This is a genomic window from Muriicola sp. Z0-33, assembly GCF_026126425.1.
Classification (GTDB): Bacteria; Bacteroidota; Bacteroidia; order Flavobacteriales; family Flavobacteriaceae; genus JAFMPW01.
This window is the reverse complement of the sequence record NZ_JAFMPW010000008.1, coordinates 176,938-191,076: the sequence shown is the minus strand read 5'-3', so window position 1 is coordinate 191,076 and position 14,139 is coordinate 176,938. Positions and strand designations below refer to the sequence as shown.

Annotated in this window: 17 protein-coding genes; 7 read left to right on the top strand and 10 right to left on the bottom strand. The window is 39.6% G+C overall.

The genetic code is table 11. The features are described from left to right. Positions 1-35 precede the first annotated feature (35 nt). Positions 36-488 carry a methyltransferase family protein gene (locus J1G40_RS12680; protein WP_265243013.1) on the bottom strand — a complete coding sequence of 151 codons (453 nt, stop codon included), beginning with the start codon at positions 486-488 and terminating at the stop codon, positions 36-38. A gap of 74 nt (positions 489-562) precedes the next feature. On the opposite strand from J1G40_RS12680, the gene J1G40_RS12675 reads away from it, so the two are divergent. The 4 genes from J1G40_RS12675 to J1G40_RS12660 all read left to right on the top strand — a co-directional run bounded on the left by J1G40_RS12675 (position 563) and on the right by J1G40_RS12660 (position 5,687). After that, entirely contained in the window at positions 563-1,144 is a 582-nt protein-coding gene (locus J1G40_RS12675) for a non-canonical purine NTP diphosphatase (protein ID WP_265243012.1), read from the top strand. 183 nt (positions 1,145-1,327) lie between these two features. Beyond that, the gene (locus J1G40_RS12670) at positions 1,328-3,094 is read left to right on the top strand and encodes a DEAD/DEAH box helicase (RefSeq protein ID WP_265243011.1); all 1,767 of its coding nucleotides are present in this window, start codon (positions 1,328-1,330) and stop codon (positions 3,092-3,094) included. Positions 3,095-3,169: 75 nt separating this feature from the next. Further along, positions 3,170-3,946, top strand: coding sequence for a carboxypeptidase-like regulatory domain-containing protein (locus J1G40_RS12665; RefSeq protein WP_265243010.1), 777 nt, complete (start codon positions 3,170-3,172; stop codon positions 3,944-3,946). Between the two features lie 49 nt (positions 3,947-3,995). After that, entirely contained in the window at positions 3,996-5,687 is a 1,692-nt protein-coding gene (locus tag J1G40_RS12660) for an alpha-amylase family glycosyl hydrolase (protein WP_265243009.1), read from the top strand. A gap of 29 nt (positions 5,688-5,716) precedes the next feature. Here the strand turns inward: J1G40_RS12660 and J1G40_RS12655 are convergent, their stop codons facing one another. From J1G40_RS12655 to J1G40_RS12645, 3 genes are read right to left on the bottom strand one after another with little or no spacing between them, the layout of a single operon-like run. Next, entirely contained in the window at positions 5,717-6,094 is a 378-nt protein-coding gene (locus J1G40_RS12655; protein ID WP_265243008.1) for a VOC family protein, read from the bottom strand. Positions 6,095-6,097: 3 nt separating this feature from the next. After that, positions 6,098-6,646, bottom strand: coding sequence for an SRPBCC family protein (locus J1G40_RS12650; protein ID WP_265243007.1), 549 nt, complete (start codon positions 6,644-6,646; stop codon positions 6,098-6,100). A gap of 44 nt (positions 6,647-6,690) precedes the next feature. After that, complete coding sequence (locus J1G40_RS12645) at positions 6,691-7,347, bottom strand: TrmH family RNA methyltransferase (RefSeq protein WP_265243006.1); 657 nt, start codon at positions 7,345-7,347, stop codon at positions 6,691-6,693. Positions 7,348-7,383: 36 nt separating this feature from the next. On the opposite strand from J1G40_RS12645, the gene J1G40_RS12640 reads away from it, so the two are divergent. From J1G40_RS12640 to purB, 3 genes are all read left to right on the top strand, one after another. After that, complete coding sequence (locus J1G40_RS12640; protein WP_265243005.1) at positions 7,384-8,076, top strand: SIR2 family NAD-dependent protein deacylase; 693 nt, start codon at positions 7,384-7,386, stop codon at positions 8,074-8,076. A 146-nt stretch (positions 8,077-8,222) separates the two neighbouring features. Continuing rightward, positions 8,223-8,801: an adenylosuccinate lyase gene (locus J1G40_RS12635; protein ID WP_265243004.1), complete on the top strand. Its 579-nt coding sequence runs from the start codon at positions 8,223-8,225 to the stop codon at positions 8,799-8,801. A 106-nt stretch (positions 8,802-8,907) separates the two neighbouring features. Next, a complete protein-coding gene (gene purB / locus J1G40_RS12630; protein ID WP_265243003.1) occupies positions 8,908-10,251 on the top strand; it encodes an adenylosuccinate lyase in 1,344 nt (447 codons plus the stop codon). 52 nt (positions 10,252-10,303) lie between these two features. Here purB and J1G40_RS12625 read toward each other — a convergent pair whose 3' ends face one another. The 6 genes from J1G40_RS12625 to J1G40_RS12600 form a co-directional block, all read right to left on the bottom strand. Continuing rightward, complete coding sequence (locus J1G40_RS12625) at positions 10,304-11,119, bottom strand: mechanosensitive ion channel family protein (protein ID WP_265243002.1); 816 nt, start codon at positions 11,117-11,119, stop codon at positions 10,304-10,306. A gap of 141 nt (positions 11,120-11,260) precedes the next feature. Then, positions 11,261-11,800, bottom strand: a complete 540-nt coding sequence (locus J1G40_RS12620) for a DUF4252 domain-containing protein (protein WP_265243001.1) — start codon at positions 11,798-11,800, stop codon at positions 11,261-11,263. A gap of 59 nt (positions 11,801-11,859) precedes the next feature. After that, positions 11,860-12,408, bottom strand: a complete 549-nt coding sequence (locus tag J1G40_RS12615) for a DUF4252 domain-containing protein (RefSeq protein ID WP_265243000.1) — start codon at positions 12,406-12,408, stop codon at positions 11,860-11,862. A gap of 80 nt (positions 12,409-12,488) precedes the next feature. Beyond that, complete coding sequence (locus J1G40_RS12610) at positions 12,489-13,037, bottom strand: DUF4252 domain-containing protein (protein WP_265242999.1); 549 nt, start codon at positions 13,035-13,037, stop codon at positions 12,489-12,491. An 11-nt stretch (positions 13,038-13,048) separates the two neighbouring features. Further along, positions 13,049-13,480: a hypothetical protein gene (locus tag J1G40_RS12605; protein WP_265242998.1), complete on the bottom strand. Its 432-nt coding sequence runs from the start codon at positions 13,478-13,480 to the stop codon at positions 13,049-13,051. After that, positions 13,467-13,976 (bottom strand): RNA polymerase sigma factor, encoded by a 510-nt coding sequence (locus J1G40_RS12600; RefSeq protein ID WP_265243036.1) that lies wholly within the window; start codon positions 13,974-13,976, stop codon positions 13,467-13,469. Before J1G40_RS12600 ends, J1G40_RS12605 begins: the two co-directional genes overlap by 14 nt. Between the last annotated feature and the right edge of the window lie 163 nt (positions 13,977-14,139).

The following is a 14,139-nucleotide window of genomic DNA, read 5'->3' as shown; positions in this document are numbered from 1 at the left end:
ATATATATAATCAGTAGAGCTCTCAGTAACATCCCTTAAAACCACCGTCTTACCTGGGCACAATAGTATTGATATTCCTTTCCAAACAAACTGGATAGGACCTCCTCTTCCGGTAAAATTTGAAATCTGTTCATATAGGCAACAAAAAGGGCTGCCGTAAGGGAATTAAAGGCGTTACCAAGTTTTAGCCCAAAGGCCAGCAGTATCAATAACATAGCTAAATAAATAGGATTACGGGAAAATTTGTAAATCCCGTTGGTAAGCAGTTTTGAGGCTTTAGAAGGAGATCCGGGGTCTATAGTAGTCTTTGCCCTGTAAAACTGATAAAATGATATAAGAAGAATGATAACGGCCATTGCAAACAGTGCCATAATCAGATAGCGCCTCCCAAAGAAATCAAAATTACCCACCGGTAAAAATTTAGCCAATAGATACATCAGCAAGGCAAAGCAAAGTAATACTAAGGCAGGAGGGATTTTAAGCTTCATGGCATGTATTTTACGGTGAATAAAATTACTATTTTTAAACTTTTCAACTTAACAATCACTGGAATTACCTATTAATGGAATTAGTATTTGCAACACACAACTTAAATAAACTCAATGAAGTACGCCTGCTACTTCCAAAACATATCAATCTGTTATCCCTTGCGGATATCGGATGTACCGATGAGATTCCTGAAACCGAGAATACCCTGGAAGGCAACGCATTAATAAAAGCCAATTATGTTTTAACTCACTTCGGGTATAATTGCTTTGCAGATGATACCGGCCTTCTAGTTGATGCCCTGGACGGTGCACCAGGAGTCTATTCTGCCCGTTATGCCGGTGCAAAGAATAATGCCCAGGCCAATATTGATAAACTGCTCTTAGAATTGCAACATAGCAGTGTACGAACAGCACATTTCAAAACAGTAATCGCATTATTATGGCAAGGCAAAAGTCATTTTTTTACAGGTACGGTCCACGGAGATATTACTTATGAGCCTCGGGGTACAGGAGGGTTTGGATATGATCCTGTATTTAAACCTGACGGTTACGATAAAACTTTTGCTGAACTCCCAATGGCCGTTAAAAATAATATCAGCCACAGAGGAAATGCGTTGAAAAAACTCCTGGAATATCTTCATCTGCAGGCAAGTTAATCAACAAAACATGCCCTAGAGCTACTGTGATTATTACTGTTATCGCCCTATCTAAATAAATAACAGTATCTTTGCCGACTAATTATTGCCGCTGGTATAGCATGTGTTGTGCTGAGTCTAATAGGTTATGACGTTAATCGCTCTATACAACACACCTTATTTGCGATTAGGTAACCTAATATTATGACTAAATTTAAAGCTTTGGGGCTAGACAAGCCCCTATTGGATGCTATTACTGATCTTGGATTTGAGCAACCTTCAGAAGTTCAGGAAAAAGCAATTCCCATTCTATTGGAAGAAGAAACAGATCTTGTTGCCCTGGCACAAACGGGCACAGGAAAAACAGCTGCTTTCGGATTTCCCCTTATTCAAAAAATTGATAGCCAAAGTAGAACTACTCAGGGCCTCATTTTATCTCCGACACGTGAATTGTGCCTTCAGATAACCAATGAACTTAAATTGTATTCCAAATACATTAAGGGGTTAAATGTAGTGGCCATCTACGGTGGGGCTAGTATCACAGAACAGGCCAGACAAATTAAGAAGGGTGCACAAATTGTTGTAGCCACTCCCGGCCGGATGAAAGACATGATTGGCAGGGGGATTATTAATATCAGCAAAATAGATTATTGCATTCTTGATGAAGCTGATGAAATGCTGAACATGGGTTTCTATGAAGATATTAAAGATATACTATCTGATACCCCGGAAGAGAAATCAACCTGGCTATTCTCCGCTACAATGCCCAAGGAAGTGTCAACCATTGCAAGGAAATTTATGCATCATCCCCAGGAAATTACTGTGGGTGCCAAAAATTCTGGTGTTGATACCGTACAGCACGAGTACTATGTTGTAGGGGGAAGAGACAGATATCCGGCATTAAAAAGACTATCAGATGCCAACCCTGGTATATTTTCGGTGATCTTCTGCCGTACTAAACGCGATACTCAAAAAGTAGCAGAAAAGCTTATAGAGGATGGCTATAATGCTGGCGCTCTGCACGGCGACCTAAGTCAGAACCAGCGAGATCTGGTCATGAATGCCTTCCGAAAAAAGCAGATCCAAATGCTGGTAGCCACCGATGTTGCCGCCAGGGGAATAGATGTAGATGATATTACCCATGTAATTAATTACCAATTACCTGACGAGATAGAAACCTATACGCACAGAAGTGGTAGAACGGGAAGGGCAGGTAAATCTGGTATTTCCATGGTCATCGTAACAAGGAGCGAACTGCGTAAGATACACGCCATTGAGAAAAAAATAAAACAGGCATTTGTGGCCAAAAAAATCCCGACAGGGATGGAGATTTGTGAAATACAACTCTACCATTTAGCCAGTAAAATCAGGAATACAGAAGTAAATCCTGATGTCGCGGACTATTTACCAGCCATCAATGATGTTTTCGAGGGTGTTGATCGGGATGAGTTGATTAAAAAAATGGTCTCAGTTGAATTCACCAGATTTTTCAACTATTACAATCGGGCTAAAGACCTTAATAGCACGGATCACAGAGATGGCGGAGATAGAAAAACAGGTTCCAGAGACGGGTCTTCAAATAACGGATCTGTGAGGTACTTTATCAACGTTGGTGAAAAAGACAACTTTGATTGGATGTCTTTAAAAGACTTCTTAAAAGATACTCTTGCCGTAGGTAAGGAAGACATTTACAAGGTGGATGTTAAAGACAGTTTTTCCTTTTTTAATTCGGACGCCGATCTAAAAGAAAGAATTCTGGCGACTTTTACCGATTTTAAGGTTGAAGGGCGATTTGTAAATGTGGAAGTTTCAAAAAATCCAGAGAGCGGTGGTGGCCGAAGAAGTAATGACAAAGGAAGAAGACGAAGCAAAGACCGGGGACGGGGTAAAAGAAGAGATGGCAAGGCATTTCAAAGTGGCGGTAGACGATCCGGTAAAAAGAAGAGTAAGAGAAGAGATGGCTTTTATTAGTTAATTCTGTATTAAAAAATACGCTTCGGCGTATTTTTTTCGTTTTATTAGTACCTTTAATCCCGATTGAGATTAATGAAAAACTACTACATCCTACTTATCGCATTAATTGGCCTCAATGGATTTTCTCAGGAATCTGGCGAAGTACAGGAAGGGACCATTAAAGCTGTGGTTGTTAATGCCCAATCTGATCGGCCATTGGAAAGTGTGCATATTGTAAATCTCAATCAGGTAATTGGCACTATAACCAACAAGAAAGGAGAATTCTCTATCACCGCTGCCGTAAATGACACTTTGTATTTTTCATACCTGGGTTTCAAGTCACAGAAAATCAGGATCACTAATGACATGTTTAAATTCAAGGATACCAAAATTGCATTGACAGAGTTGGCCTATGCTTTGGAAGAAGTAATTTTAAAACCTTATCAGTTAACAGGCTATCTTGAAATAGACGTAAAGAATTTACCGATAAATACAGCGTACCAATACAGTATTTCTGGCCTGTCTAAGAGCTACGAAGCCGGCAATAAGAGCCCAAGTGCCGTCACTAAAGTCCTTGGCGCTATTCTGAACCCTGCCGATCTTCTGCGTAATCTCTTTGGTAAAAAACCGCAGCAAATGCGGAAACTCAGACAAGTAAAAGAAGATGATGCTATCCGCGATCTGCTCGCTTCTAAATTTGACAGGGAAACGCTGACCGAATTATTACAGATAGAAAAAGTGGATATAGATGACATTCTTTCTAATTGCAACTATTCCAAGTCTTTTATAAGAACTGCGAACGACTTACAGATTCTGGATGCCATCAGTGCTTGCTACGAAGAATACAAAGTTTTAAACAGGCAAAAATAAATTTTCAATTTCCCCAGGCATTTTATAGCTTTAACCAAAATCCTGTACCATGCAAAAAATGCTGATTGCACTCGCAATCTCTGCACTATTTTTCGCCTGCAAAGAAGCAAATAAAGAATCTGTTATGGAAGCTTCGGCCGAACTCGAAATAAAGCCGGAAACAAAAAAAGAAACACCCTTTGTTTGGGAGGGTGCCAATATCTATTTTTTACTTACCGATAGGTTTAACAACGGGAACCCGGAAAAGGACATTAATTTTGGCAGAACCAACCCTACCGGACCTCTAAGAGGTTTTATGGGAGGAGATATCCTGGGTATCACTAAGAAAATTGAAGATGGGTATTTTCAGGAACTAGGGATCAATGCTATATGGTTTACCCCTGTGGTGGAACAGATACATGGCGATACGGATGAAAGTACCGGAAGCACATATGGCTACCATGGATATTGGGCCAAAGACTGGACGGTACTTGATCCAAATTTTGGCACTAAAAAAGATTTAGAACAACTTGTTAAAACGGCCCATGCCAATGGAATAAGAATCCTTATGGATGTGGTACTGAATCATACCGGCCCTGTTACCGATAAAGATCCTGTTTGGCCGGAGGAATGGGTGCGAACCGATCCCGTCTGCGACTTTGAGACCTATGAGACTACCACCGCCTGTACATTGGTAGAAAACCTTCCGGATATTAATACAGAATCTGACGAAGCGGTAGAACTGCCAGATGCCTTGCTGGCGAAATGGAAAGAAGAAGGCCGACTTAGCAATGAACTTGATGAATTACAATTATTTTTTGAGAGAACAGGATACCCAAGAGCACCAAGGTTCTATATTATTAAATGGTTGACAGATTATATCAATGACCTTGGTATCGACGGTTTCAGGGTGGATACCGTAAAGCATGTAAACGAAAATGCCTGGGCAGAACTTTACCAGGAGGCTTCTCATGCTTTCGAAACCTGGAAGAAGAAAAATCCGGATAAGGTACTAGACAATAATCCCTTCTATATGGTAGGTGAAGTCTACAATTATGGAATTTCATCGGGTAGGGAATATGATTTCGGGGACAAAAAAGTAGATTACTACGACCATGGGTTCAAAAGTTTGATCAATTTTGAATTAAAAGTCGACGCACACAAAAATTATGAAACCATCTTTAAGAAGTACAGTAAACTGCTGCACACCAAATTGAAAGAAAAAAGTGTTGTCAATTACCTTACTTCACACGATGATAACAGTCCTTTTGATAAACAACGGAAACAACCTTACAGGACCGCTACAGTGCTGATGCTTACGCCAGGGGCCTCTCAGGTATACTATGGAGATGAAACAGCCCGAAGTCTTCTGATAGATGGTACTGTTGGCGATGCTACACTGAGGTCTTTTATGAATTGGGAAGATCTGGACAGCCTTCCGGAAACAAAAAAGATACATGAACATTGGCAAAAACTTGGTAAATTCAGAAGCAAGCACCCTGCAGTTGGTGCCGGGAAACACAAACGCCTTGCCAAAAAACCCTATGTCTTTAGCAGAACCTATACAAGTGGTGAATTTAAGGATAAGGTAGTAGTGGGCCTAGATCTTCCGAAGGGAAAAAAGTCGCTCTGGGTTAAAGGATTTTTTGGAAATGGCACCAGGTTATTAGACACCTATTCCGATACTGAAGTGGAGGTGAAAAACGGTAAAGTTGTGCTGGATAATGAATACGATATTGCCTTACTAGAACTGGTTGAGTAAACCCCGGCCCAATGCGAGATTAGCAGATCTCAAATTGGTGAGTGCAAGGCAACCCTGTTGCCTTCCGTATCTAGCATAAGAGCCATAAAGCCGTGGCCCTCCCCTATTGCCGTCTTTGGTCTTAAGACCGTGCCGCCTGCGGCAGCTACCCTGCCCAATTCATTAGATAGATCTTCACATGAAAAGTATATCAATACACCTTGCTCAGCGCTGGGTGTATACATCTCATGTTGTACCAGAGAGCCACTGCTTCCAGGATTTGTATGGTTCCCTGGAAACCAGCCCATTATCAGTCCGTCAAGGTCATGTACTGTTATGGATATATCCAATACAGTTTCATAAAAATCTTTTGCCCTGCCCATTTCAGATACGGGCAATTCAAACCAACCTATAGGATTCTTTACCATTTCCTAGCTTTCCATTTGTGATTTTAGGGTTGCCAAACCTTCTTCAAAGTCTTTTCCCACCATCTTATCCATACTTTTAAATACCGTCATAATACGCATAAGAAATTTGCTCTTCCCGGAAAACCCCCAGGTGACTTTGGTCTGCCCATTACTGCCATCATCGACATTAAGATAGCATTGGGAGGTAGATTTCCAGGGCTTTAGAAAGCGAAGTTCCCCTTCAATTCGTTCTCCCGGAATGATCTTGGTAATCTCTTGCTCGCCCTCGCCTACATCTTTGTTACCGATCCAGTGACTAACACAGCCAACTTCCCCGTCGGTTCCAGTAAACGTTTTCTTCATATTTGGGTCTTTTTTCATCCAGGGCGACCATTCATCTTGTTTTTTAAGGTATTTAAGATGTTCAAACACCTCGGCCTTATTTCGTTTAATTTCGACAGTTCTGAATACGTCGTAGGTCTTTGGCGCAATAAGCGCCAGGATCAGCACTATTAAAATAAAGAGTAAAACTAATAAAACTAAGCCCCCAATAATATAAAGTAGTATATCCATTTGTTTATCAATAAGTTAGTTGCATTACACAATGTAGTAAAAAATCATAATTCTTTCTTATATCTGTCCATTATTTTATCGATACTTTTAATGGATTTCCTTGTCCAATCCAGTCGTTTCTCAAGAATTTCAGGCTCCAGCAGCGGCCAGGGCAGATCAGACGCCCTAAGTTGCCGGGAGAGTTGCTGCAAAATAATGGCAACCGAAACAGAGACGTTAAGACTCTCCGTAAACCCCACCATTGGTATTTTTAAATACCCATCGGCCGCATTGAGTACTGATGAACTAAGGCCTTCCTTTTCTGTTCCAAAAAACAATGCCGTCTTGCCTTCTAATTTAAAATCCTGCAGCATACAGGAATCCTCATGAGGAGTGGTGGCGATAATTTTATATCCCTCTTGCCTCAGGGCTGTAAGGCAATCGGTAGTGTCTTTATACCTGTATACATCTACCCATTGCTGAGCTCCCATCGCAATATTTTTGTCTAATCTATTTCCAAACCTACCTTCAATAACATGAGCTTCCTGTATACCAAACACCTCACAACTTCTAATCAAGGCACTTGTATTGTGCATTTGAAAAACATCTTCCGCCGCCACGGTGATATATTTGGTCCTCATCTTCAGGACATTCAAAAACCGCTCTTTCCTTTCTTCTGAAATGAAACCCTCCAAATAGTCTAAAAGTTGAACATCTACCATTAACCGAATATAATAAAAAGTCTATTTTTATATAAGATGAAAAATATAGTGGTACTTACCGGCGCTGGTGCCAGTGCAGACAGCGGTATCAGCACATTCAGAGATGCTGATGGACTTTGGGAGGGGCATGATGTAATGGAAGTGGCTTCGCCATTAGGGTTTGCCAGGAATCCGGAACTTGTCCTGGATTTTTATAACCAGCGCAGAAGACAGCTTCTGGAGGTGCAACCAAATAAGGGTCATTATGCCCTGGTTGAACTAGAGAAGCACCACAAGGTTAGCATCATTACACAAAACGTAGACGATCTGCACGAACGTGCAGGAAGTTCTAATGTGCTTCACCTTCACGGGGAGTTATTGAAAGTCAGAAGCACAAAAAATGCATCGCTCGTACTTAATTGGACCAACGATCTTCATATAGGAGATACGGATGATGACGGACATCAGCTGCGACCACATATTGTATGGTTTGGGGAGGAAGTTCCCTTGCTACCAAAAGCAGCCCAAATTACTCAATCAGCTGATATTCTAATCATCATTGGCACCTCTATGCAGGTATATCCGGCCGCAGGGCTGGTGAATTATGCCCCGTACAACAGTAGTATCCACTTTATTGATCCACGACCAAGTATTGGCGAAAATGATTTTCGGGATTTGAGTATTATCGCCGAGAGAGCAGCAATTGGTGTACCCATGTTAGTTTCGGATATATTGAATAAGAACGTTTAGCGACCAATGACAATGATCTTATGACCATCACCCATCCCCTTTATTTTGTGCTAAATCAGGACAGATTTACATGGTATTGAGGGCGTATGAATCTGGGGATTATTATTAATTTCGAAGCCAAGGATAGAAAAACCATTAAAAATATTTTGACTGTCAAAGAACTTTATGCCTCCCTGGACTACGTAGACCATTCAAGGGAAAAACGCCTGAAAATGGCCCAGCTCCTAAGTAGCAAGCCACATCTTATAGAGCCGCTTCTGGAAATTGCCTTTGACACGATAAATCCTGTATCCAGCAAAGCCTTTTGGGTTTTGGAATTTACTACTAAGAACAACCTAAACTACCTGTTTCCTTATATAGATACCTTTATTGACAATTTGGGCAAATTAAAATTTGAATCGTCCATAAGGCCCGCTGCAAAAATTTGCGAACTATTGATGATCTGCTATTTTTCAAAAAAGCAACATGACTGTCAATTTATTCTCGACGAGAGGCGGCTGGAAAAAGTCACAACCGCATGTTTTGATTGGCTTATTGGGGAACACAAAGTGGCAACAAAGGCTTATTCTATGACCAGTCTGATGCATTTGGGCAAAAAATTTTCCTGGGTACACCCGGAACTTGTCCTGATTTTAGAACAAAACTATGCCAGCGGCAGTGCTGCCTATAAGGCCAGGGCCAGACATACCCTGGAACAACTGAGAAAATTGAATGCCGCCAGATAATCGGATCGCGGGAGTTATACATAAATTTCATATCTATAATTCGATTACCGATTACCGCCTTTTAAGTATCTTTGCGGTTTTGCAGGAATAAATCAATTTGATAAAGATGTCTCTAACCGCACTAAACGCAATTTCGCCTATCGATGGTCGCTACAAGAATAAAGTGAATGCCCTGGCAGGGTATTTTTCTGAAGCAGCACTCATAAAGTATCGGGTGAAAGTAGAAATTGAGTATTTCATAGCACTTTGTGAAATTCCTTTACCTCAATTAAGCGAATTACAAAATACCAAATACGACGATTTACGCGCAATTTATCTCAATTTCAAAACTGAGGATGCAGAGGCTATAAAAGAAATAGAAAAAACTACTAACCATGATGTTAAGGCTGTAGAGTATTTCATTAAGGAAAAGTTTGATACACTGGGGCTTGAAAGTTATAAGGAATTCATCCATTTTGGCCTTACCTCACAGGACATAAATAATACCGCAATACCACTATCATTAAAAGACGCAATTAATGAAGTTTACGTTCCCCATTATTTAGAAGTTGTTGAAAAACTAAAGGCCTTAAGCGCGGAATGGGAGCATATCCCTATGCTGGCCCGAACCCATGGCCAACCGGCCTCCCCTACCCGCCTGGGTAAGGAAATTGCAGTATTCACGGAGCGTTTAAAGGAACAGTTTAATCTCTTGAATGATATTCCCAGCGCGGCTAAATTTGGTGGAGCAACTGGTAATTTCAATGCCCATAAAGTGGCCTATCCCCAGCTCGACTGGAAAGCATTTGGTCAAAAATTTGTTCAGGAAAGCTTAGGCTTGCATCATTCATTTCCCACCACTCAAATAGAGCATTATGACCATATGGCCGCTTTGTTCGACAATCTGAAGAGGATCAATACTGTAATTATTGATCTAGACAGAGATTTCTGGTCCTATGTATCGATGGATTATTTTAAACAAAAAATTAAAAAAGGAGAAGTAGGTTCTTCTGCAATGCCTCATAAGGTGAACCCAATAGATTTCGAGAACTCAGAAGGAAATCTGGGTATGGCTAATGCCATTTTTGAACATTTAGCTTCCAAGTTACCGATTTCCAGATTGCAGAGAGATCTTACAGATAGTACAGTACTCAGAAATATTGGTGTACCTCTGGCACATACAATTATTGGATTTACTTCTACTTTAAAGGGGCTGAATAAATTATTGCTGAATGAGGAAAAATTCAGGCTCGATCTGGAAAACAACTGGGCGGTGGTTGCCGAAGCCATCCAAACCATCCTGAGAAGAGAAGGTTATCCTAATCCTTACGAGGCTCTTAAAGGACTTACCAGAACCAATGAAAAAATAAATCAGGGATCAATCGCTGACTTTATAGACACCCTGAAGGTTTCCGAAGCTATTAAAACTGAACTAAAGGCAATATCCCCAGCTAATTATACCGGAATATAAATTCAGGGTAAACCAGCTGAGGATATCCCAATATTGAGATCAATATTTCAGCTTATTCATTTCTGCGGATTTCCACATGATGAGGATAAGGTATCTCAATTCCTGCTTTATCCAATGCCAGTTTTGAACCTTCAACAGTTGCAAAATAAACATCCCAATAATGTTCTGGTTTACAAAATGGCCTTACGGCGAAATTAACCGAACTGTCTGCCAATTCCGACACGTTGACAGAAGGAGCGGGTTCTGCTAATACCAGAGGGTTAGAAGTTAAAACCTCCATCAATACCTCTTTGGTTTTCTTTATGTCCTCGTCATAACCAACACCTACCGTGGTATCTACCCTGATCTTTCCTTCAGCGGTATAATTTATTATATTTCCATTGGCCATTGCACCATTGGGAACAATCGCCAGCTTATTTGCCGGGGTTATTAATTTTGTAGTAAAGATCTCTATTTCTTTAACCCCACCCAACACGCCTTGCGCCTCAATGAGATCTCCTATTCTATAGGGTTTAAAAATCATAATCAGTACCCCTCCGGCAAAGTTGGATAAGGAACCCTGAAGTGCAAGACCTACTGCAAGACCAGCAGCGGCAATAACGGCGGCAAAAGTGGTGACATCTACCCCAAGTTGGGAAATAACCACTAAAATCAGGAATACCTTTAATGCCCAGGAGATCAGATTAAGTAAGAACCGCTGTAGCGATTCATCATAACTACTTTTAGACATCATTTTCCTGGCTGCGCCTACCAGTTTCTTTATTACCCATGAGCCAATCAGGTAAATAATGATGGCCGTAATTAATTTTGGGCCAAATTCTTTGGCCAGTTCAATAGCATAATTGAACCATACTTCTGCTTTTTCCATTGTAATTTTAGTTAGTGTTAATGAAGTAAGCAAGATAATGATTAGACCTTTAAATTGAATAACTTTTTTGATCTGATGGAAACAAAAAAACCTGCTTCAAAAAAATTTTGAAGCAGGTTATATATGTTAGGATGGTAGTATTTACCCTTTTAAGAATTTGCCTATTTCACCAAGGCCTTCTCCTTTATAATCCGATTTCTGAATGGCCTGAAGTAGCTGTACAATATGTGCCGGATTCATATCATCTCCAAGAACCCTGATAAGAGCAAAACCTTTATCATTGCTGTTACCGTAGATAATTACCTCATCTATAGCATCTTCATCTCCAAGGTATTTGATAACTCCTTTTCCGTACTTTGAATTCAGCTTCATCAGCTCAACAAACTCGCCATCTTTCAAGATAGAATTTACCTTAGCTCTTTCTACTTTGTATTCTGCTGCGTTCTTAGTAGTTTTCTTGAAAGCAAGAATGTTTAATTTTCTAAGAGATTGCAGTGCCTCATTCTGTGCCTCCGTGAGATCTGTCTCTTCAAGGTTCAGAATGCTCGTAGGGACATCAAGAGAAATAAAATTGGGATTCTCTGAGCTATCCACATAGTACTCTTGCAAACTTTGATTAGAGGAACAGGCTCCTAATACAAGGACAGCTGCCAGTGCCAAATATTTTAAAATCGATTTCATTTTTTATGCTTTAGTGTTTATTTGCCAGAGGATATCAATTACTCCCCATTAGCCTTACTCTACTTCCCCTTTTTTTCGGCCTTATTCAGCTCTTTGGGAAGGTCCATCTTCTTGGTTAGTGTACCAATCTTGCGAAGGTCAATATCGCCCGTTAAAGATACTAATACTGTTTCAATGTTACGGTCATTGTGACCTACCTTAACATTCTCTATACCAGTTACAAACATCAATAGCTCCTTTACATGGTTCTCATCTTTTCCGCTTCTGATATAGAATTTAACATTGGTATCCTCATCTTTCACTCTCATTAATTCTTCCATGGAAGATGATCCCAAATATTTGTCTACTGAAGATTGCATTTTAGCAGAAGCATTATCATCCTCTGTCATAAATACTCTCAATTGTTTTAATCCTTTGGCAAGGCTCATAAATTCTTTTGCCTCGGCGTCGTCAGAATGTTCTCCAATACTGGCGACCAGATCTATCATTTTTTTATTTACTATGACAGAACCTACGTTCTCCATATCTTCAAACTTATCGAATTGAGATTGTGAAAATCCGCTAACTGTGATAAGGAATGCTGCTAATACTAAAATTGTTTTTTTCATGAGTTTCGTTTTAATTTCCTGTCTCGATGGCATTGGCCATATTATAGGAATCTGATTGATTGATTAAGATTAAAAATATATTAATTGTTCTTTTCCCCAGCCTTATTGAGCTCTTTGGGAAGATTCATTTTATTTGTAAGGGAATTGATCTTATTTAAATCAATATCTCCGGTAAGCGAAAGCAATACTGTTTCAAACTTTCTGTCATTAATTTCTACATCAATATTCTTCATTCCATTTACGAACATCAGTAACTCACTTACATGATCGTCATCTTTTCCATTCTTGATATAGAACTTAATATTGGCGTCTTTATCTTTAATGCGCATTAACTCCTCCAGGGAAGCGGATTTAAGATACTTTTCAACAGAAGCTTTCATATCTGCTCCTATTTTCTTGTCTTCCGTGGTAAATACCTTTAGACTATTTACGCTCTTGGCAATATCCATAAAGTCCTTTGCCTCAGGGTCGTCTACATCTACTTCTATTTTACTAAGTAGATTAAACATGCTCTTATTAACCACCACAGAGGTTACTTCATCCAGGTCCTCATATTTGTCAAACAAGGACTGTGAAAAGCCAGATAATGGTAATAAGGCTATTAGTAATATTGTGATACTTCTTTTCATCGTTTCAAATTTTAATTGTGCTTGTAAATTTTTTGTTTTGTTTCTTCAAATTCATTTAAATAGGCTACTTTTTCAGTTCCCTTACCAAAATTCTCGGCCAAAAGGTTCAACGCTTTTTTAGTTTCGTTGTAAGCATAAAGCGCTTGTTCTTTCTCAATTTGCCGTTCCTGATAAGCATTACCAAAATAAATACCAAAAGCAATTACTGCTACCGCTGCAATGGAAAGCCACTTATAATAGTTTTTTCTAGGTTTTAGTGGAACCTGCTTGGTAAACCGTTCTTCCTTGGCTTGGGAAAAGTAGGCGAATATCGGTCTGTATTGCTCTAACTGCGGAGCAACCTTTTCTTGTGAAAAATACTCCCGTAAGTTCTTTTCTTCGGCTTCCGTAGTGGTGGCCTCAAAATACTTTTCCAATAATTTTTCAATGTTATCCAATTCCATAACTATGTTTTTGTAATAATTTTTCTCTTACTGTTTTTCTTGCTCTTGACAATGTCACACGCACTGCTGTGGGTTTCATTTCAAGGAGTTCTGATATTTCGTCAAAATCGTACTCTTCAATATCTCTTAATTGAAGCACCATTTTTTGTTGTTCCGGCAGCTCCTCCATAATTCTTTCTACCCAGCTTACACTATCTTTAGATTCTACTTGTTTTTGTAGGGATGATGCTCCATCCGCGTAATTACTGTGAACTAATTTGAGATTGTTAGATTGTTTTGATTTTAAACGATCTAGACAAAAATTCTTTGTCATTGTCATCGCAAAAGCCTCCACATTCTTGTAATTCTCTATCATCTTCTTTTTGGCCCACAATTTCATCAAAATCTCCTGTGTGGCATCTTCCGCCTCCTCTGAGGATACTAATAGCCGTTTTGCAAGGCGATATAGTTTATCCTTAAAAGGCATGACAACATTTAAAAATTCTGATTGTGTCATTGTTGGTTGTTCAATTGTAGTGACCATTCATGGTGTTTTACATAAGGAAGACGAAGTACAACGAATTTTGTTACAAATAATTTTTTTTTCCTTTATATGTAAGTATTTTAGGGCATTACAAACTAAATATCGTATAGTTTTTACAACTATACGCTTAAAATTG